This is a genomic window from Variovorax sp. dw_308 (assembly GCF_019207085.1).
Classification (GTDB): Bacteria; Pseudomonadota; Gammaproteobacteria; order Burkholderiales; family Burkholderiaceae_C; genus Variovorax.
The window spans coordinates 67536-86099 of the sequence record NZ_JAATOM010000015.1 but is presented as its reverse complement, the minus strand read 5'-3'; the positions used below and the strand labels follow the sequence as shown (position 1 = coordinate 86099).

22 protein-coding genes are annotated in these 18564 nt (G+C 69.0%); 11 read left to right on the top strand and 11 right to left on the bottom strand.

The window, feature by feature from the left end; all coding sequences use genetic code 11:
- The first annotated feature begins 156 nt into the window (after positions 1-156).
- Entirely contained in the window at positions 157-831 is a 675-nt protein-coding gene (locus HCU76_RS24735) for a histidine phosphatase family protein (protein ID WP_218510890.1), read from the top strand.
- A gap of 45 nt (positions 832-876) precedes the next feature.
- A complete protein-coding gene (locus tag HCU76_RS24730; RefSeq protein WP_218510889.1) occupies positions 877-2259 on the top strand; it encodes an L-serine ammonia-lyase in 1383 nt (460 codons plus the stop codon).
- Between the two features lie 122 nt (positions 2260-2381).
- Here the strand turns inward: HCU76_RS24730 and HCU76_RS24725 are convergent, their stop codons facing one another.
- From HCU76_RS24725 to HCU76_RS24715, 3 genes are all read right to left on the bottom strand, one after another.
- The gene (locus HCU76_RS24725; protein ID WP_213958551.1) at positions 2382-2663 is read right to left on the bottom strand and encodes a DUF4124 domain-containing protein; all 282 of its coding nucleotides are present in this window, start codon (positions 2661-2663) and stop codon (positions 2382-2384) included.
- A 29-nt stretch (positions 2664-2692) separates the two neighbouring features.
- A complete protein-coding gene (locus HCU76_RS24720; protein WP_256354418.1) occupies positions 2693-3787 on the bottom strand; it encodes an ABC transporter substrate-binding protein in 1095 nt (364 codons plus the stop codon).
- 216 nt (positions 3788-4003) lie between these two features.
- Complete coding sequence (locus HCU76_RS24715) at positions 4004-5305, bottom strand: D-amino acid dehydrogenase (protein WP_218510888.1); 1302 nt, start codon at positions 5303-5305, stop codon at positions 4004-4006.
- 130 nt (positions 5306-5435) lie between these two features.
- Between HCU76_RS24715 and HCU76_RS24710 the strand changes: the two genes are divergently transcribed.
- Complete coding sequence (locus HCU76_RS24710) at positions 5436-5903, top strand: winged helix-turn-helix transcriptional regulator (RefSeq protein WP_218510887.1); 468 nt, start codon at positions 5436-5438, stop codon at positions 5901-5903.
- 192 nt (positions 5904-6095) lie between these two features.
- Here the strand turns inward: HCU76_RS24710 and HCU76_RS24705 are convergent, their stop codons facing one another.
- Genes HCU76_RS24705 through HCU76_RS24695 form a run of 3 tightly spaced genes read right to left on the bottom strand, consistent with a single transcriptional unit; the run spans position 6096 to position 7250 of the window.
- A complete protein-coding gene (locus tag HCU76_RS24705; RefSeq protein ID WP_213958622.1) occupies positions 6096-6419 on the bottom strand; it encodes a hypothetical protein in 324 nt (107 codons plus the stop codon).
- Positions 6420-6446: 27 nt separating this feature from the next.
- Complete coding sequence (locus tag HCU76_RS24700) at positions 6447-6953, bottom strand: hypothetical protein (protein WP_213958556.1); 507 nt, start codon at positions 6951-6953, stop codon at positions 6447-6449.
- Positions 6954-6998: 45 nt separating this feature from the next.
- A complete protein-coding gene (locus HCU76_RS24695; RefSeq protein WP_213958557.1) occupies positions 6999-7250 on the bottom strand; it encodes a GlsB/YeaQ/YmgE family stress response membrane protein in 252 nt (83 codons plus the stop codon).
- A 147-nt stretch (positions 7251-7397) separates the two neighbouring features.
- On the opposite strand from HCU76_RS24695, the gene HCU76_RS24690 reads away from it, so the two are divergent.
- Positions 7398-8033 carry a YbhB/YbcL family Raf kinase inhibitor-like protein gene (locus tag HCU76_RS24690; protein ID WP_218510886.1) on the top strand — a complete coding sequence of 212 codons (636 nt, stop codon included), beginning with the start codon at positions 7398-7400 and terminating at the stop codon, positions 8031-8033.
- Between the two features lie 93 nt (positions 8034-8126).
- Here HCU76_RS24690 and HCU76_RS24685 read toward each other — a convergent pair whose 3' ends face one another.
- Together HCU76_RS24685 and HCU76_RS24680 are read right to left on the bottom strand one after the other, a co-directional pair.
- Positions 8127-8870, bottom strand: a complete 744-nt coding sequence (locus tag HCU76_RS24685) for a ProQ/FINO family protein (protein WP_213958559.1) — start codon at positions 8868-8870, stop codon at positions 8127-8129.
- 27 nt (positions 8871-8897) lie between these two features.
- Entirely contained in the window at positions 8898-9680 is a 783-nt protein-coding gene (locus HCU76_RS24680; RefSeq protein WP_218510885.1) for a GntR family transcriptional regulator, read from the bottom strand.
- A gap of 97 nt (positions 9681-9777) precedes the next feature.
- On the opposite strand from HCU76_RS24680, the gene HCU76_RS24675 reads away from it, so the two are divergent.
- The 5 genes from HCU76_RS24675 to HCU76_RS24655 all read left to right on the top strand — a co-directional run bounded on the left by HCU76_RS24675 (position 9778) and on the right by HCU76_RS24655 (position 14426).
- On the top strand, positions 9778-10650 hold the full coding sequence (locus tag HCU76_RS24675; protein ID WP_218510884.1) for an oxaloacetate decarboxylase: 873 nt from the start codon (positions 9778-9780) through the stop codon (positions 10648-10650).
- Positions 10651-10805: 155 nt separating this feature from the next.
- Positions 10806-12236 carry a 3-isopropylmalate dehydratase large subunit gene (leuC, locus tag HCU76_RS24670; protein WP_218510883.1) on the top strand — a complete coding sequence of 477 codons (1431 nt, stop codon included), beginning with the start codon at positions 10806-10808 and terminating at the stop codon, positions 12234-12236.
- Positions 12237-12238: 2 nt separating this feature from the next.
- Positions 12239-12871 (top strand): 3-isopropylmalate dehydratase small subunit, encoded by a 633-nt coding sequence (gene leuD, locus HCU76_RS24665; RefSeq protein ID WP_218510882.1) that lies wholly within the window; start codon positions 12239-12241, stop codon positions 12869-12871.
- Positions 12868-13446 carry a YbhB/YbcL family Raf kinase inhibitor-like protein gene (locus HCU76_RS24660; RefSeq protein ID WP_218510881.1) on the top strand — a complete coding sequence of 193 codons (579 nt, stop codon included), beginning with the start codon at positions 12868-12870 and terminating at the stop codon, positions 13444-13446. Before leuD ends, HCU76_RS24660 begins: the two co-directional genes overlap by 4 nt.
- Positions 13443-14426 (top strand): tripartite tricarboxylate transporter substrate binding protein, encoded by a 984-nt coding sequence (locus HCU76_RS24655; RefSeq protein ID WP_213958564.1) that lies wholly within the window; start codon positions 13443-13445, stop codon positions 14424-14426. Before HCU76_RS24660 ends, HCU76_RS24655 begins: the two co-directional genes overlap by 4 nt.
- A 45-nt stretch (positions 14427-14471) precedes the next feature.
- Here HCU76_RS24655 and HCU76_RS24650 read toward each other — a convergent pair whose 3' ends face one another.
- Complete coding sequence (locus HCU76_RS24650; RefSeq protein WP_218510880.1) at positions 14472-15296, bottom strand: creatininase family protein; 825 nt, start codon at positions 15294-15296, stop codon at positions 14472-14474.
- Between the two features lie 155 nt (positions 15297-15451).
- Here HCU76_RS24650 and HCU76_RS24645 point away from each other — a divergent pair, with 155 nt between their 5' ends.
- Complete coding sequence (locus HCU76_RS24645) at positions 15452-16249, top strand: SDR family oxidoreductase (protein ID WP_218510879.1); 798 nt, start codon at positions 15452-15454, stop codon at positions 16247-16249.
- Between the two features lie 11 nt (positions 16250-16260).
- The gene (locus tag HCU76_RS24640) at positions 16261-16677 is read left to right on the top strand and encodes a VOC family protein (protein ID WP_218510878.1); all 417 of its coding nucleotides are present in this window, start codon (positions 16261-16263) and stop codon (positions 16675-16677) included.
- On the opposite strand, the gene HCU76_RS24635 is transcribed toward HCU76_RS24640, so the two are convergent.
- Both HCU76_RS24635 and HCU76_RS24630 read right to left on the bottom strand, forming a co-directional pair.
- A complete protein-coding gene (locus HCU76_RS24635) occupies positions 16638-17147 on the bottom strand; it encodes an SET domain-containing protein (protein ID WP_256354417.1) in 510 nt (169 codons plus the stop codon). The genes HCU76_RS24640 and HCU76_RS24635 overlap by 40 nt on opposite strands.
- A 60-nt stretch (positions 17148-17207) precedes the next feature.
- Positions 17208-18539 carry a sorbosone dehydrogenase family protein gene (locus HCU76_RS24630; RefSeq protein ID WP_218510877.1) on the bottom strand — a complete coding sequence of 444 codons (1332 nt, stop codon included), beginning with the start codon at positions 18537-18539 and terminating at the stop codon, positions 17208-17210.
- Positions 18540-18564 lie beyond the last annotated feature (25 nt).

Genomic DNA, 18564 nt, shown 5'->3' with positions numbered 1-18564 from the left:
CGAACCCTGGTTTTTTTCTCTACCTCCCTGGAAGAAAGCCGCCGGACTTCGCGGCCGCTTCGTGCGGCCGCTTTTTCTTTGGGGGTCGCAAAACGCTTTGCGAGCCGGTCGCAGCCGGGACAAGCACCCCGCCCGCCCTTTGCCAGAATCGTCGGCATGGGAACCCTCTACCTCGTGCGCCATGGGCAAGCTTCATTCGGCGCGGCCGACTACGACAACCTCAGCGAACTGGGCCACAAGCAGGCGGTGCGGCTCGGCGAATACTGGCGCGAGCGCGGCATGCAGTTCGACGCCGTCATCACCGGCACGCTCAAGCGCCATCGGCAAACCTGGGAAGGCATCGCAAAGGGGCTGGGCCTCGCCAACCAGGACGTGCTGCCGTGGCCCGGCCTCAACGAGTACGACAGCGAGGCGATCGTCGCGACCATCCACCCCGGCGAGCTGCCGAAGGCCGACACGCCAGAGTTGTACCGAAAGCACTTCCGCCTGCTGCGCGACGGCCTCAGCGCCTGGATGCAGGGCAAGACCGAGCCGGTCGGCATGCCGAACTACATCGACTTCCTCGCGGGCGTGACGACCGCGCTCGACCATGTGCGCGACAAGCACCACGGCGCGAAGGTGCTGGTGGTGTCGAGCGGCGGCCCAATCTCCACTGCCGTCGGCCATGTGCTCGGCACCAGCGCGGAGACCACCATCGAACTCAACCTGCGCATCCGCAACAGCTCGATCACCGAGTTCGCGTTCACGCCCAAGCGCCACATGCTCGTCACCTACAACACGCTTCCGCACCTTGACGGTCCGGCGTACGAGGACTGGATCACCTACTCCTGAAGACGTAGGTGCCGCGGCGGCCGAGGATGGGCGCATGATCGGCCGATGCTCTCCGCCTTCGACATCTTCAAGATCGGCATCGGCCCGTCGAGTTCGCACACCGTCGGCCCGATGCGCGCCGCGCAGCAGTTCGCCAGCAGCCTGGAACGCGATGGCCTCCTTGTCGACACGACCCATGTGCGTTGCGAGTTGTTCGGCTCGCTCGGCGCCACCGGCGCGGGCCACGCGACCGACCAGGGCGTGATCCTCGGCCTGTTCGGCGACACGCCGGACGGCGTCGACCCGGCCACCGTGCAGCCCCGGCTCGCGGCCTTGCGCAAGTCGGGCCAACTCCTGCTGCTGGGCCGGCATGCGATCGCTTTCGACAGGGTGCGCGACATCCCCTTCCTCGGCGAGCAGTCGATGCCCGAGCATCCGAATGCGATGCGCTTCACAGCGTCGGCGGCGGATGGCTCGACCCTGGCGCAGCGCTGCTATTTCTCGGTGGGCGGCGGCTTCGTGGTCGAGGGCGGCGCACATCCGGACGCGGTGCCCGAGGTCGCGCGCGACTGGCCCTGGCCCTTCCGCACCGGCGACGAACTGATGGCCCAGGCCAACGCCAGCGGCTTGTCGGTCGCGCAACTCATGATGGCCAACGAATGCGCCTGGCGCCCCGAGGCCGAGGCGCGCGCCGGACTGCTGCGCATCTGGGCCGTGATGCGCGAGTGCGTGCAGCGCGGCTTCGGCATCGACAACCCGATGGCGGCCTTGCCGCTGCCCGGGCCGCTGCGCATGCGCCGCCGCGCGCCTGAACTGCGGCGCGAACTCGATGCGCAACAGGGCGCGGCCGACCCGCTGGCAGCGATGGACTGGGTCAACGCATTTGCCATGGCGGTGAACGAGGAGAACGCGGCCGGCGGCCGGGTGGTCACGGCGCCGACCAACGGCGCCGCCGGCGTGGTGCCCGCGGTGATGCACTACTACACGCGCTTCGTGCCCGCGGCGAGCGACGACGGCATCGTCGACTTCCTGCTCACGGCGGCCGCGATCGGCATGCTCTACAAGGCCAACGCTTCGATTTCAGGGGCGGAGGTCGGCTGCCAGGGCGAAGTCGGCGTGGCATGCTCGATGGCGGCCGGCGCGCTGGCCGCCGTGATGGGCGGCACGCCCGCGCAGGTGGAGAACGCGGCCGAGATCGGCATGGAGCACAACCTCGGCCTGACCTGCGACCCGGTCGGCGGCATGGTGCAGATCCCCTGCGTCGAACGCAACGCGATGGGCGCGGTGAAGGCGATCAACGCGGCGCGGATGGCGCTGCGCGGCGACGGCAGCCACTATGTGTCGCTGGACGCGGTGATCCAGACCATGAAGCAGACCGGCGAGGACATGAAGTCGACCTACAAGGAGACTTCGCTGGGCGGGCTCGCGGTGAACGTCGTGGAGTGCTGAGCAGCCTCACTCGACCGCGGCCGCATCGCTCAACTCGCGCAACAAGTCCGAAGGCCACGCTCGTGAACGCACGCTTGAACGCGTGGCGCTTGCGTGAACCTGACCGGCCTTGCAGCCGAAGTTCAGCGCGTCTTGAGCGCGCCAGCGGCGTGCGCAGGCGCCTGCACCGAGACCGGTGTCACGTCCTGCCGGGCGCCCGCAGTCGTCGGCCGATAGGTCTCCTCTTTCCACCCCTTGGCCGAATTCACCGCGCCGAAGGATTTCTCGGCCCGAACGCCATTGCAGACGGTGTCGGAGAAAGTCACCTTGCCGTCGGCGTCGATGCAGCGATGAACGCCGGCCATCGCAGGCGCTGTGGCCAGCGCGAGCAGCGCGGCCAGGACGGGCATGGAATGCATGTTCATGGAAGAAGTCCTTGTCGGGAGGGTGTTCATCAACGCAGCACGCGGCCTTCGGCCGTGATGTAGACCAGGTCGACGGTGCGCGCCGTGTCGTGCAGGGGCGGTCGCAGGTTGACTCGAAAGCCGCCCACGTCGTAGTCGTTCATGCCCGTCATCGCTTTCTGCAGCACGGCCCGCGTGGGCGCGGGCCCGGCGCGGCGCACGGCCTCGGCGAGCGACTTGGCAGCAATGAAGCCTTCGAGTCCTTCGTACGAGGCGGTCTGGTCGGAGTCGGCCAGTGCCGCGAGGTATTCCTTGACGATCGGCGTGCGGCTGTTGTCGCGTGGGGCCGGCACCACCTGCGAAATGATCACGCCCCGGATGTCCTTGCCGAGCGCGGTGTAGAGCGGGTCGATGCCGACGACGGAAAAGGTCATCAGCGCGCTGCCGTAGCCGGCCTTGCGCATCTCGCGCACGAAAGCAGCGGTGGTCTGCGAGAGCGAGGCCTGCACCACCGCCTGCGGTTGTGCCTTCATCACGCTGGCAACGGCCTCCGCCACCTGGGTGCCCCCCGATGCCACTTTCGCCACGGCGACCGGCGGCGCCAGCTTGAGCTCGACCGCGGCGTCCTGCAGCGCCTGCAACGCCGCGCGGCCCATGGCGTCGTCGTCCACCACCACGGCGATGCGCTTCTGCCCCAGCGTGTCGCACTGACGCAGCATCGCGTAGGCCTCGTCGGCCATGCTCGGGCGGACGTGGAAGACGTGCCCGTGGGCCTTGTCGCGCAGCGCGTCGGCCGCTGCAAAGGGTGCGAAGAAGGGAGCGCCCTGCTTCTGTGCGACCGAGGCGCCGGCCTCCGCGCTGGCAGTGCCGACGAAGCCGAACAGCACATCCGCGCCCTCGGCCAGCAGCTTGGTGGCGTTGGCGCCGGCCTTGTCGGCGTTATAGGCGTCGTCTAGCTGCCGCAGTTCAATCGTGGGGCCGCCTGCAGTGGCAACGCGGTCGTTGTAGCCGCCCACGAACAGCTTGGCGCCGCCCGCAAAGGCCATGCCGATTTCGCTGGCCGCCCCCGTCATCGGGATGGACTGCCCGACGATCAGCTTGCCCGCCGCCGCGCCTCGCCTTGCGCCGGTGGTTTGCGCGTGCAAAGGGCCCGCCAGTCCCAGCAGCGCCCATGCGCCTGCTGCGTGGCCGAATCGTCTGCGCGAAGCCTGAAGAGACATTGAGAGACCTTTGCAACAATATTTTACAAAGGTGAATCATAGGACTTCCGATCGGCTCATGCCCCAAGCCGCGCGCATGTAACGACGACGGCAAACGTGCAGTTCAGCACGCTTCGAGCCGCCGGAGGGGCTCCGGCCGACTCAGGCCGTCGCGGGCGAAGGCGAGCGCATGCCGCGCGCGCCGGCGCGGGGACGTGCGTAGCGGTCGATGGCCAGCCCGTCGGTGCTGATCTCCGGCCGCTGCCCGGTCACCATGTCCGCGACCAGCTTGCCCGACCCGCAGGCCATGGTCCAGCCCAGCGTGCCGTGGCCGGTGTTCAGGAACAGGTTGGGGAATTGCGTGGCGCCGATAACCGGCGTGCCGTCCGGGGTCATGGGGCGCAGGCCGGTCCAGAACGATGCGCGCTTGACGTCGCCGCCGGGGAACAGGTCGTTGACCACGAGTTCCAGCGTGGCGCGGCGGCGCGGGTCGAGCCGCAGGTCGAAGCCGCCGAGTTCAGCCATGCCGCCCACGCGGATGCGGTCGTCGAAGCGGGTGACCGCGATCTTGTAGGTTTCGTCGAGCACGGTCGATTGCGGCGCGAATGCCGGATCGACCAGCGGCACCGTGAGCGAATAGCCCTTCACCGGATAGACCGGCAGGTCGAGGCCCAGTGGCGTCAGGAAGTCGCGCGAATAGCTGCCGAAGGCCAGCACGAAGCGGTCGGCGGTCAGCACCTGGCCGTCGACGCGCACGCCGGTGACGCGGCCGCCCTCCGTCACCAGGCCCTCCACCGACGGGCCGAAGCGGAAGTCCACGCCCAGGCCGCGCGCAAGCTCGCAGAGCGCATTGGTGAAGCGATGGCAGTCGCCGGTTTCGTCGTTCGGCAGGCGCAGGCCGCCGGTGAGCCGGTCGCGCGCCTGCGCCAGGCTGGGCTCCACCTGCGCCAGCTGGTCGCGGGTGAGCAGTTCGAAGGGCACGTTGCATTCCTTCAGCACCGCGACATCGCGCTGCACAGCGTCGAGCTGGGACTGCGTGCGGAACAGTTGCAGCGTGCCGCCGGTGCGCTGCTCGTACTGGATGCCGGTGTCGGCACGCAGTTGCTGCAGGCAGGCGCGGCTGTATTCGGCCACGCGCATCATCCGTTCCTTGTTGACCGCGTAGCGCTCGGGCGAGCAGTTGCGCAGCATCTGCGCCATCCATTGCAACTGGAACAGGCTGCCGTCGAGGCGGACCGCGAGCGGCGCATGCTTCTGGAACATCCACTTCATCGCCTTGAGCGGGATGCCGGGCGCGGCCCATGGCGTGGAATAGCCGGGCGACACCTGGCCCGCGTTGGCGAAGCTGGTTTCCAGCGCCGGGCCGGCCTGCCGGTCGAGCACCGTGACGCTCGCGCCCGAGCGGGCCAGGTAGTAGGCCGTGCTGACACCGATGACGCCGCCGCCCAAAACAATGACTTTCATTGCAGATCCCGAATGTGGTGAGGAATCCGGTAAATTTATGCGGCCTGCTGCCGCTGATTTGATTGAAATTTCTGCAAATTGCAGTGAATATTCCTGTGGCAGTTCCCGTTTCTGACCTGCTGGAAGTGAAATGACCGAACTCGACCGCATGGACCGCAAGATCCTCGACATCCTCCAGCGCGAGGGCCGCATTTCGATGACGGATCTGGCGCAGCAGATCGGGCTCTCCACCTCGCCCTGCTCGGAGCGCGTGAAGCGCATGGAACGCGCCGGCGTCATCACCGGCTACCACGCGCGCGTGTCGCCGCAGGCGCTGGGCAAGTCGCTGCTGGTGTTCGTGGAGATCACGCTTTCATCGAAATCCGCCGAGGTGTTCGACAAGGTGCGCGAGGAGTTGCTGCACGTGCCGGACGTGCAGGAATGCCACCTGGTCTCAGGCAGCTTCGACTACCTGGTGAAGGCGCGGCTCGGCGGCATGGACGAGTACCGCAGCCTGCTGGGCGACGTGCTGAAGAAACTGCCCGTGACGGCGCAGTCGCACAGCTATGTGGTGATGGAGGAGGTGAAGGAGAGCCTGTCGGTTCGGACGGATAGGTAGGGCGCCTGGGCAGGTTGCGCTCGGACAGAGGCTGTCGGAATGCGGACTTGGCCGTACGCGAAGGACGCGACGGTTTCGCGAAAGAACGCGAAAGGACTTCCAAAGAAATTTCTTGGCTTCTTTCGCGTCCTTTGCGTTCCTTCGCGCCCTTCGCGTACGGTCAAGTCCGATCCCGCAATCAGCGACCGTGGATCAGGCCTGCCAGACCCCATATCCCAGCGACCGCAACCGGATGCCGAGTTCGACCTCCATCAGCGCCGCATCGTCGCGCTTCATCGGGTTGTAGCGCTCGTACAGCGTGGGCAGCAGACGCAAGCCATGGTCGCGCACGAACACGTTGGCCTGGATGCCGGCCTTGTGCTTGTCGAAGCGGATGTCAGGGTCGAGCCCCGTCATGCCCACATAGACGAAGGGCTTGCCGAGTTGATAGTCCGGGTTGGCGCGGCGGAAGCGTCCGCTGTTCCAGACCTGGTCGTCCAGCTCGACGACGTAGACGTGATAGCGGGGCTTGCCCAGATCTCCCTCCCCGGCGCTTGCGCGCGCTCAGCCTCGGTCGCCGGCGTGCTCTTTCATCTTCGCCAGCGCCACCATCAAGGCGGCGCCGCCGAGCGTCTTGATCAGGCCCGAATGCTCGGCATAGAACTGGCTCACCTGGTCGACCACGCCCGGATGCGCCTGCTCGGCATGCGCGGCGATCTCGGTGACCTGCGCCGGCGAGAGCTGCGAAGCCTGGTCGGGCGTGATCTGGGTCTGGCCGGGCGCCAGCACGCGGCCCAGCGCGCCACCGGCAATCGCGGCGGCCGCGGCCGGGCCGAGCGTGGCGAGGATCTGGTTCAGCACGCCGGCCTGCTGGTTCGGCGACGAGTTGCCGAACATCTGGCCAACCATGTTGCCGAAGGGCGGCGTCTGGTCGGAACGCATCGCGGCCGCGAGGCCGGCGCCGACCTGGTCTGTCGTTGCGTGTTGCGTCACCTGGTCGAAATGCGCCTCGGCGTTGCCGCCGCTGCCCGCACCCGACATCACTTGTTGCAGGATGTCCAGCAATCCCATGATGTGCTCCTTTGGCCCCGGCAACATGCCGGGAGCCTGACATTCTCAGGCCTTGCGCTTGATCATGCCCCACACGAAAAGCAGCACGATCGCGCCGACCACCGACATTATGAATCCCGCGGTCTCGCCCGGGCCGTACCAGTGCAGGGCCTGCCCCAGGTAGGTGGCGCCCAGCGCGCCGGCAATGCCGATGATGGTGGTGAAGATGAAGCCGCCGGAGTCGTCGCCCGGCTTGAGCGCACGCGCGATCAGCCCCGCGATGAAGCCGATCAGGATGGTCCCGAGGAGTGAGAGCATGGATTCCCCCGTGAAAAGGTGGATGGATCGAGGTGCCGCCGACGGGCCGGGCCATGATAAGCCGCACCGGCCCCGAACGGACCGGGCAGGCGCACCGCGTCGAGGGCGTCCTACAACCGGTCGCGGCAAGCGGCGCTAAAAGGGTTCATGCTCGAAAAACTCCCCGACGCCATCGGCCATGCCCTGCAAGAGGTGCGCGCCGGGCTGGACCAGATCGTCTTCAACACGCTGGGCTTGCGCAGCGGCATGGCCACCATCGAGGTCAGCAGCCTGGCCTTTGCCGACCACGCCCCGATCCCCGCGCGCTACACCGCCGATGGCGAGGGCTGTTCGCCGCCGCTGGCCTGGCGCGGCCTGCCGACGGAAGCGACATCCGCGGTGCTCCTGGTGGAGGACGCCGATTCGCCGACGCCCCATCCGCTGGTCCATGCCATCGTCGTGGACCTGCCGGTGGCGGACGGCGCACTGGCCGAGGCTGCGATGCCCAGCACCGACGTGGCCGGCGTGGGCTTGCACATCGGCCGCAATTCCTGGCTGCAGGCCGCATGGCTCCCGCCCGATCCGCCACCCGGCCACGGCGTGCACCGCTACGCCTTCCAGGTGTTCGCACTGCGCGACGGCGAGGCGTTTTCGGAGACGCCGGGCCGCGATGAGGTGATCGACCGCCTGCGCGAGCGCGCCATCGCGAGCGGACTGCTGATCGGCACCTGCGAGCGGGCGGATACGTCGATCCAGGATCCACTCACGGAGACGGTCGCTTCGGTCACGCAGCTCGCTGGCTGAATTCACCCACCACGATGCGCCTGCGGCGCACCCTGCGGCCTGGCAAAAGCCAATTCCGCGGGTGCCCGCGTGCAGGCAGCGGGGTGGGACTGCTTACGCGTTCGGCAGCATGCGGCCGACTTCGCGCGGGTCGAGTCCGTACATCTCGGCGAATTCCGCCACCGTCTTGCCGCTGGCAGCGAAGGCGCGCTGCAGCGCCTCGCGCTTGGCCGTCTGCGCCGAGAGTTCGGCGAAGGCTTCGTCGGTGAGTTCGTTGCTGGCCGGGTCCTGGCTGCGCACGAGTGCCTGGTAGTCCTCGCGCGAGAGGCCCGACTTCTCGAAGGCATCGAGGATGCGCTTGCGCGTCTGCGGGCGCAGGTCGTCGCCGGTGCGGGCCTGGCGGCGCTTGAACACTTCGAGGATGGCGTGGTGCACGTGCTCCGGCGCTACGTCTTCCACCGGCTGGCCGTCGAGGCCGTGGCGCTTGTCGCCGGCAGCCACGCGCTCCAGGTATTTGGTCGAACGGGTGTGCAGCGCAAGCGCGACCTTGAGTTCGTCCTTCTTCAGCACCTCCGGGTGCTTTTCGAGCAGCGCCTGGAACACGCCGCGCTGCAGCGGCAGGAAGCGGGCGCCGAACAGGTCGGGATAGAGCCCGAACAGGGTTTCAAGCGCGGGGTGCGTCTTGCGCGGGCCCTTCTGCGCAGGCCTGCCTTGCTGGGGCTGTTGCTGCGGTTGTTGCTGTTGTTGCGAAGAGGGCTGTTGAGCGCCTTGCGCCTGCGGCGCGCGGCCAGCCGGGCGCGGATTGCGCTTCTTCCTGGGCGCGCGAGGCGCTTGGGGTTCGGGGGTGTCGGTCATCATGCGGCCCCGATTGTCGCCGCTCGCGCGTCACCGCACGTCGTGCACGAATTGGCCGGCGCTCAGGGTGTTGACCGTGTCGCCCGGAATGTCCATCAGGATGCGGCTGCGCTCGGGTGAAAGATAGGCCGTGAGGTGTTGCACCGGCCGCGCGTCGGCGTCGTGCATCACGCGCACCAGCTTGATCAGCGGCGCGCCGACCTCGGTCTTCAGCAGGCCGGCCCGCACCGGGTCGGCGGCCACCGCCGTGATCTCCTGCACCACGCGCCCGAACTTCACGCCCTGCGCCATCAGCAGTTCGTAGAGCGCCTGCTTGCGCAAGGCGGCCGGCGTCACGCGCTTGCCGAGCGGGGCCGGCACCCATGCGTCGGTGAGCATCACCGGCGTGCCGCTCATGCTGCGCAGGCGCAAGGCGTGCACGGCCTTCTCGCCGCGCTGGATCTGCAGCAAGGCCATCACGTCCATGGGCGGTTCGGCCTGCGCCACCTCGAGCACCTCGACATCGGTGTCCGTCGCCGTCTTGCGCAGGCTGTCGAGCACGGTGAGGCTGGGCGTCGTGCGCGCCACCGGCACATCGGCCCGCACGAAGGTGCCGAGCCCGTGGCGCCGCTCGACCAGCCCCAGCGCGGCCAGGTCGGCCAGCGCACGGCGCACGGTGATGCGCGAGACGCCGAAGCGCTCGCACAAGGTCTCTTCCTTCGGCAAGGCGCCGTCCGGAAAGAGGCCGCGCGAGATCTGGTCGCGCAACACGAGGAACAACTGGCGGTGCAGCGCCGTGCCCTTGGCGAGCGTGAAGGGGGGTGGGTCGGCCATGGTCTTCATGGGCGCCAGCATAGCTGCTTGACTTGTTGTTATGTTGTGATAGTCTTATAACAACTCAAGGCAAACCAGACAACCAGGAACTTCGACGATGAGCACGCACCCTTCGCTTCGCCAGCAACTCGCCGCCCCCGGCATGGTCATCGCCCCCGGCGCCTACGACGCCATCGGCGCCAGGCTGATCGAGCAGGCCGGGTTCCGGGCCGTGTACATGACCGGCGCCGGCACCTCGGCCGCGCGCGGCTTCCCCGATTTCGGCCTTCTCACCATGAGCGAGATGGTCGAGAACGCGGCCGTCATGGCGCGCGCCTGCAGCCTCCCGCTGATCGCCGATGCCGACACCGGCTACGGCAACGAACTGAACGTGACCCGCACCGTGCGCGAATACGAAGCGCGCGGTGTAGCCGCCATCCACATCGAGGACCAGGTCTCGCCCAAGCGCTGCGGCCACCTCGACGGCAAGCAGGTAATCCCGTGCGCGGAGTTCGTCTCGAAGATCCGCGCCGCCGTCGAGGCGCGCCGCACGAAGGACTTCCTCGTCATCGCCCGCACCGACGCGCGCGCGATGCACGACCTCGACGAGGCGGTCCGGCGCGCCAATGCGGCGCTCGAGGCGGGCGCCGACATGGCATTCGTCGAGGCCACGCAAACCGTCGAGGAGATCGCCGCCGTGCCGAAGCGCGTGCAGGGGCCGTGCCTCCTGAACGTGGTGCCGGGCGGCCGCACGCCGCTCATCGACCTGAGGGAGGCGGAGGCGATGGGCTACAAGCTCGCCATCCTCCCGGGCCTGATGCTCAAGGCCACCATCGAGGCCGGCGACGCGGCGCTGGCTGAACTCAAGGCCACGCACATGGCGCCGAAGGTCGCGCTGAGCGTGGCGCAGACCTTCCGGCGCTTCGGCGCCGACGAATGGGATGCGCTGCGCGCCCGCTTCAATGCCGGCGCAACGATGGAGGCGCGCTGAAATGGAACCCACCCCCGAATGCGCCTGCGGCGCTCCCCCTCAAGGGGGCGCACCCAGCGGCCCGGCAAAGCCGGTTCCACGGGTGCCCACGAACAAGCGGTGCTCACCCTCGTTTCATGCGCCGCGGCCACGCGAAAGCATTGTGGAAAACTGATATGACCGCCACCACCGCCGCTGCCTCCGTGCACCGGCCCCGCACGCTCTTCGACAAGCTCTGGGACGCGCACGTCGTCCGCGACCTCGGCAACGGCTGGGCGCTGCTGCACATCGACCGCCATCTGCTGCACGACCTGTCGGGCCCGCCGGCGCTCGGCGAAGTCGCGGCGCGCGGGCTGCGGCTGCACAACGCCGAATTGGTGTTCTCGACACCCGACCACGCCGTGTCCAGCCAGCCCGGCCGCGTGGCCACGACCTTCCCGCTTGGCGGCAAGCTGCACGCGGCGCTGCGGGAACGCAGCGCAGAGGCGGGTGTCCACATGTTCGATCTCGGCCAGCCGGGCCAGGGGATCGTGCATGTGATGGGGCCGGAACTCGGCATCGTGCTGCCTGGCCTCACGGTGATCTGCGGCGACAGCCATACCTGCACCAACGGTGGCCTCGGGGCGATGGCCTTCGGCGTTGGTTCCTCCGAGAGCACGCACGCGCTCGCGACACAGACGCTGCGCCAGCAGAAGCCAAGGCAGATGCGCATCCGCTGCGACGGCCGGCTGCGCGCGGGCGTCACGGCGAAGGACCTGGCGCTGCACATCATCGGCAAGCTCGGCGCCGCGGCCGGCGTCGGCTCGGCGATCGAATTCGCGGGGCCGGCCATCGATGCGATGGAGGTCGAGGGCCGCCTCACGCTGTGCAACCTGTCGGTGGAACTCGGCGCACGCTTCGGCATGGTCGCGCCCGATGCGCGCACCTTCGACTACCTGCGCGGCCGGCCGTTCGCGCCGCAGGGCGCGGACTTCGATGCGGCGGTCGCGCACTGGCGCACCTTGCCCGGCGATGCCGGCGCGGTGTTCGACCGCGAAGTCGTCATCGACGCCGCCGCGGTGCGCCCGACCATCACCTGGGGCACCAGCCCCGAGCACGCCATCGCCATCGACGGCCGCGTGCCCGACCCGCGCGACACCGCCGACGCCACGCAACGCGACACGCTGATCGCAGCGCTCGACTACATGGGGCTCAGCGCCGGCCAGGCCATCGCCGGCACGCCGATCGACTGGGTCTTCATCGGCTCCTGCGCCAACGCGCGGCTGTCGGACCTGCGCAAGGCGGCCGAGGTGGTGCGCGGGAAGCACGTTGCCGCGCGGGTCACGGCCTGGGTCGTGCCCGGGTCGGAAAACGTCAAGCGCGCCGCCGAGGCCGAGGGCCTGCGCGAGGTGTTCGAGGCCGCCGGCTTTGCGTGGCGCGAGCCCGGCTGCAGCATGTGCGTGGCCGCCAATGGCGAACAGGTGCCGCCGCGGCAACGCTCGGTGTCGACGTCCAACCGCAACTTCGTCGGGCGGCAAGGCCCGGGCGCGCGCACCCACCTCGCCAGCCCGGCGACGGCAGCCGCCTCGGCCATCGCCGGCGTCATCACCGACCTCGAAGCCCCCTGAACATGCAAGCCTTCACCACCCATACCGGTGCCGCCGCCAGCCTGCCGCGCGCCAACCTCGACACCGACGTCATCATCCGCATCGAGCGCCTGACCGCGTTGACGCGCGACCAGTTGGGGCGCTACGCCCTGGAGGCGCTTCGCTACCGGGACGACGGCAGCGAAGACCCCGCCTTCGTCTTCAACCAGCCGGCCTTTCGCGGTGCGCCGATCCTCCTGGCCGGCGACAACTTCGGCTGCGGCTCCTCGCGCGAGGGCGCCGTGTGGGCGCTGCGGGGCATGGGCGTGCGCTGCGTGATCGCGCCGAGCTTCGGCGACATCTTCTTCAACAACTGCCTCCAGAACGGCGTGCTGCCGATCCGCCTGCCGGCCGCCGACGTGCAGCGGCTGGCTCTGGCGTGCGCCGACGGCGCGCCGCTGACGGTGGACCTCGAGCAATGCACGTTGCTCACCGCGGACGGCAAGGTGACGCCCTTTGCCATCGATCCGCTGCGGCGCGAGGGCCTGCTGCAGGGTCTCGACGACATCGGCCTGACGCTGAAGGACGACGCGCTGATCCGCACATGGCAACAGGCGGATCGTGCACGCCGCCCCTGGGCCTGGCCCGTCGCGCGAAGCACGGAGCTTCCCCGATGAACCCCCTTGTGTTGCGCTGGATCGGCCTGCCGCTGCGCGGTCGCCGCGCGGGCGACGCCACACTGGCCTGCAACGACCCCGCGTTGGCGTCGTTGCCCGACACGCTCGCATTGCGCAGCGACTCTTTCACCCACAACGGCGCGCTGGACCTGCGCCAGGCCGGCGAAGGCGTCGGCGGCAACCTTTCGCCGGAACTGCACTGGAACCCGCTGCCGCCAAGCGCGACGAACTGGGCGCTGATCGTCGAAGACCCCGACGTGCCCTTGCGCCACGCGTACCTGCACGGCATCGCCACCGGGCCGGCCAGCGTGCGGCGCATGGCGGAAGGCGCGATGCCGGGCTATGCCGGCGCCCGGCCACTGCCCGGCCACGGCACCCATCGCTATGTGTTCCAGCTGTTCGCGCTGACACGCGCGCCCGGCACTGCGGCCACGCGCGAAGAACTCATGCCCCTGCTGCGCGGCAACGCCATCGCCTGCAGCCGTCTCGTCGGCCTGTTCGAACGCGATTGGCTGCGGGCGCGCCCCGTGCCGCCGAGCCCATCCCATTCCCACGAAACGGAGACAACCCGATGACCCGAAGACTTCAGCGATGGATTTCGCCCACTGGCGCGGCCTTGATGGCCAGCGCCCTGCTCGCCGCACCAGCCACGCATGCCCAGACCGCCTGGAAGCCCGACCGCCCGGTGACCCTGGTCGTGCCGTATTCGCCCGGCGGCGGCACCGATGCCACCGCGCGCGCCGTGTCGAAGCAGCTCGGCATCCTGTGGGGCCAGCCGGTGGTGGTCGAGAACCTGGCGGGTGCCGACGGCCTGATCGGCACCCGGCGCGTGATGGAGGCCAGGCCCGATGGCTACACCGTGCTGCTGCAGGTGCCCTCGATCGTGGTCACGCGCTACACGCCGGGCCTCAAGGGCATCGACCCGCTCGCGCGGCTCGAGCCGGTGACCGCCGTATCGCAATCGCCGGCCGCGATCGTGGCCAGCGCCAAGGTGCCGGCGAGGACGCTGGCCGAATTCATCGCCTACTGCAAGACGTCCGCGCAGCCCTGCTCGGTCGCCAGCGGGGAAAGCGTGTCGCGCATCTCGGCGCGGCAACTCGCGGCGGAAGCGGGCATCCCGAATCTGATCTTCGTCAACTACCGCGGCACCAGCCCGATCGTCGCCGACCTGCTGGCCAACAACGTGAACATGGCGTTCACCGGCATCACGGCCGCGCTGCCGCACTACAAGGCCGGCACGCTGAAGATCTTCGCTACCCAGGGCCACCAGCGTGCCGCCGCATTGCCCGAAGTGCCGACCTCGGCGGAGGCCGGGTATCCGCAGTTCCAGTCGGTCACGTGGTATGGCCTGTTCGCGCCGAAGGGCACGCCGGCACCGGTGCTGCAGGGCTACGCCACGGCACTGCGCGAAGCCGTGAAGGATGCCGACGTCAGGAAGGCCATCACCGCAGCGGGCGCCGAACCGGTCGTCAATTCGCCGGCCGAGTTTGCGATGCAGATCCGCGAGGAGAGCGAGCGTATGGGCGCGCTGGTGAAGCGCTATCCGCTGGAGTGACGCCTGAGCGTCAGCGCGTCGTCGATGAAGCCGGCGTAGCGCCCCTCACGCAGGATCAGCGCCCAGCACCGACAGCGGCAACGCGACCACTTCCGCGAGCAACAGCGCCAGCTGCCGCGCCGCCGCATCGACCACCCTGCGCCCCTTGTCCGCGCTGGCCGCAGCCGCATTGCCGGCGGCGCCCTGCGGGTTGTAGTCCTGCATGGCCCAGCCGAGCTTGGCGCTCTTGCCGTTGCCGAGGATGGCGTAGTCGGCGGCGCGCTGCTGCGACGCGGACTTGAAGTCCTGCAGCGCCCCGGTGCGCACCAGCGGGGCATGCAGCGCCAGCATCATCGAGGTCTCGATCTCGCCGGCGTGCACGCCGAAGCGGTGCTCCTGCGCACTGAACTGCGCGTCGACCTCGCCCAGCGGCAGGTTGAACCAGCTCACGCTGTAGACGATGAGGTCGTGCGCCTCGCGCAACTCGCGCGCCACGATGTCCATCGCGCCGACATGCCCGCCATGCGCGTTGAACAGCACCAGCTTGCGCACGCCCGCGCGCGCCACGCCGGCGCCGATGTCCTTCCACAGCCGCATCAGCGTCTCGGCCGACAGGGTGAGTGTGCCGGCGAAGCGCGCGTGCTCGGGGCTCAGGCCGATGGCCTGGGTTGGCAGGAACAGCACGGGCAGATCCTGCGGCAGTTGCGGCAAGGCAGCGGCGACGATGCCATCGACCAGGCAGGTGTCCACGCCCAGCGGCAGGTGCGGGCCATGCTGCTCCGTCGCGCCCAATGGCAGCACCGCCACCGTGCGCGCCGGGTCGAGCGCAGCGAAGTCGCGCGTCGTGAGCTCGGCCCAGAAGCGATGGGGCGCAGGGGTGGGGTCCGTCATGCGGCGGATCTTAGGCGACGCTGGCAAGCACCTTCAACGCGAGGGCTGTCGCGCGCCAGCGCTGCGGCGGCCGCGGCGGGCCGGTCGATGCGGCCGGCAGCAATGAGGGGGCATGCCATGTACGCGCAGTGCCATTTCAAGGTTCAATAGGCCCCATGGACCTCCAACTCACCCACCAACACGTTCTCATCACCGGCGGCAGCAAGGGCATCGGGCTGGCTTGCGCGCTGGGTTTCCTGCGCGAAGGCGCGCGCGTGAGCCTCGTGTCGCGCGAACTGGCCAACCTGCAGCGCGGCGAGCGCGAGCTGGTCGGGCAGTTCAGCGAGGCGGGCGGCCATGTGGCGCTGCATGCGGCGGACCTGCGGCAGCCGGCCGGCGCCCTCGCCGCGCTGGATGCGGCCGAGCTGAACTTCGGCCCGGTCGACGTGCTGGTCAACTCGGCCGGCGCCGCCAGGCGAACCGCGCCCGAAGACCTCGACGCAACGGCCTGGCACGAGGCCATGGACGCCAAGTACTTCACCTACATCCACATGCTCGACCCCGTCATCAAGCGCATGGGCCGGCGCGGTCGCGGCGCGATCGTCAACGTGATCGGTGCCGGCGGCAAGGTGGCCAGCCCGATCCACATGGCCGGGGGCGCTGCGAATGCCGCATTGATGCTGGTGAGCGCGGGCATGGCGGCGGCCTACGCGGCCAAGGGCGTGCGAGTGAATGCGGTGAACCCCGGCCTCACGCTCACCGCGCGGCTGCAGGAAGGGCTCATCGCAGACGCCAAGCTGCAGGGCATCGGCACCGATGAAGCATTGCAACGCGCCACGACACGCCTGCCGCTGGGCCGCATCGCCACGCCCGAGGAAATCGCGAATGCGGTGGTGTTCCTCGCCTCGCCCAAAGCCAGCTACATCACCGGCGCGGTGCTCGCGATGGATGGCGCGGTGACGCCGATGATCTGAAGGCGGCGGCGATGTTCTCGCACGTCTACGTCAGCGTCGGCGACTTCGAACGCGCACTGGCGTTTCACGGCGCGGTCATGGACGGCCTTGGCCTGGCGCTTCGCTTCTGCGAGCGCGACAAGCCCTGGGCCGGCTGGCACAGCGCCGGCGATTCGCGTCCGTTCTTCGTGATCTGCAAGCCCTTCGACGGGCAGCCGCACGACCCGGGCAACGGGCAGATGGTGGCCTTCGCAGCGGCGGACCGCGCCACCGTGCGCGCCGCGTACCAGTCGGCGCTGGCCCGTGGAGGCACCTGCGAGGGGCCGCCCGGCTTGCGACCGCAATATCACGCGAACTATTACGGTGCGTACTTTCGCGACCCGGATGGCAACAAGTTCTGCGTCGCGTGTCACGCGCCCGAGGACGAGGACTCCGGCGCCGCCTCCTGATCATTCGTGACTGGCGCCAGCATCGTTCCGCGGCAGCTCGGGGCGCCGCAGCGGCATGGATAGTCTTCCGGCGACGAGCCATCGTCGGCCGTCAGGCAGTAGTCGATGAACAGCTCCTCGCCCGCCTCGATCGGCTGCAGCGTCTGGAACTTGAGGATCAGCTTGCCCGCGTCGTCGTATTCCTCCACCGCCTCGCAGTTGGGTTCGCAAGAGTGGTTGAGATGCCGCGTCGCGTTGCCACCCTTGCCGCCGTCGATGGTCTCCTGGTTGGAGAGCGTGAACAGGTAGGTGAGCTGGTCGTTCCAATCCTTCGCCGCGATCTGCTTGGGCGTGTAGCGCCGGCCCTCGTAGAGGCCGATCAAGGCAAGGGCCGGCAGCGGCCGGGTTGCGAAGGCGCCGAGGCCATGCACCCCACTGGGTGAGACGCGGATGCAGGGGGTGGCGGAAGGATCGTGCTTGGACATTTGCATGGTTCTCGGGACATGCAAGTTTCGCGCACATTGCCCCACCCCAGAAGCTCGACCAATGGACTACTTGCCCTTCGACACCCGCCACACCGCATTGCCCACGTCGTCCGCCACCAGCAGCGCCCCAGACTTGTCGAGCGCGACGCCGACGGGCCGGCCCATGGCCTTCTCGTCCGCATCGAGGAAGCCGGTCAGGAAGTCCTTCGGCGGACCACTGGGCTTGCCGCCGATGAAAGGCACGAACACCACCTTGTAGCCCGACTTCGGCTTGCGGTTCCACGAGCCGTGCTCGCCGATGAAGGCGCCGTTGGCAAACTCGGGCGGCATCCGCGCATCGGAGAACGCCAGGCCCAGCGGCGCGACGTGGGTGCCGAGCGCATAGTCCGGTGCGATCGCCTTGGCCACGATATCGGGCCGCTGCGGCTGCACGCGCACGTCGACGACGCCGCCCCAGTAGCTCCAGGGCCAGCCATACGAGGCGCCATCCTTCACCGAGGTGAGGTAGTCGGGCACCAGGTCGCTGCCGATTTCGTCACGCTCGTTGACCACGGTCCACAGCGCCTGGGTCTCCGGCTCGAAGCGCATGCCGTTCGGGTTGCGCAGGCCGCTGGCAAACAGGCGCTTGGCCCCGGTCTTCGTGTCGACCTCCCAGATGGCAGCGCGACCCTCCTCGGCGGGCAGGCCGTTCTCGCCGATGTTGCTGTTGGAACCCACGCTCACGTAGAGCTTGCTGCCGTCCTGGTTGGCGACGACGTTCTTGGTCCAGTGGTGGTTGATGCCGGCCGGCAGGTCGGTCACCTTCACAGGCGCGGCGCTCGCAGTGGTCTGGCCGTCCGTGTACGGCACCTTGACCAAGGCATCGGCGTTGGCGATGAACAGCTCGTTGCCCACCAGGGCCATGCCAAAGGGCGACGTCAGCCCCTGCAGGAACACCGTGCGCACCTCCGCCACACCATCGCCGTCCGCGTCGCGCAGCAGGGTGATGCGGTTGGCGCTCGGCACCTCGGCGCCAGCGCGCTTCATGATGATCGACTGCGCCTTGCCCTTGACGCGGGCGACGAGGCCGTCGCCACCATCGTGCGCCCCTTCGGGCCTGGGCGGCTTGTTGCTCTCGGCCACGAGCACATCGCCATTGGGCAGCGTGTAGACCCAGCGCGGGTGGTCGAGGTTGCGCGCGAACGCCGCGACCTTGAAGCCGGGCTGCGCCGCGACCGGCCCCTGCGTGTCGGTCCAGCCGGTGGCGGTGGCCACGTTGACGGTGGGGAACATCGTCTTGTTCGGCGGCGGCAACTCGGGCCGCGTGCCCACGCCGGCCTCGAAGGGCAGCCTCGCGGTTTCGCCGCAGCCGGCCAGAAGCAATGCGGCAACGAGCAAGGAAAGTCGGGGTCGGGCCATGCGGTGTCTCCAGGAATGCGTGGGC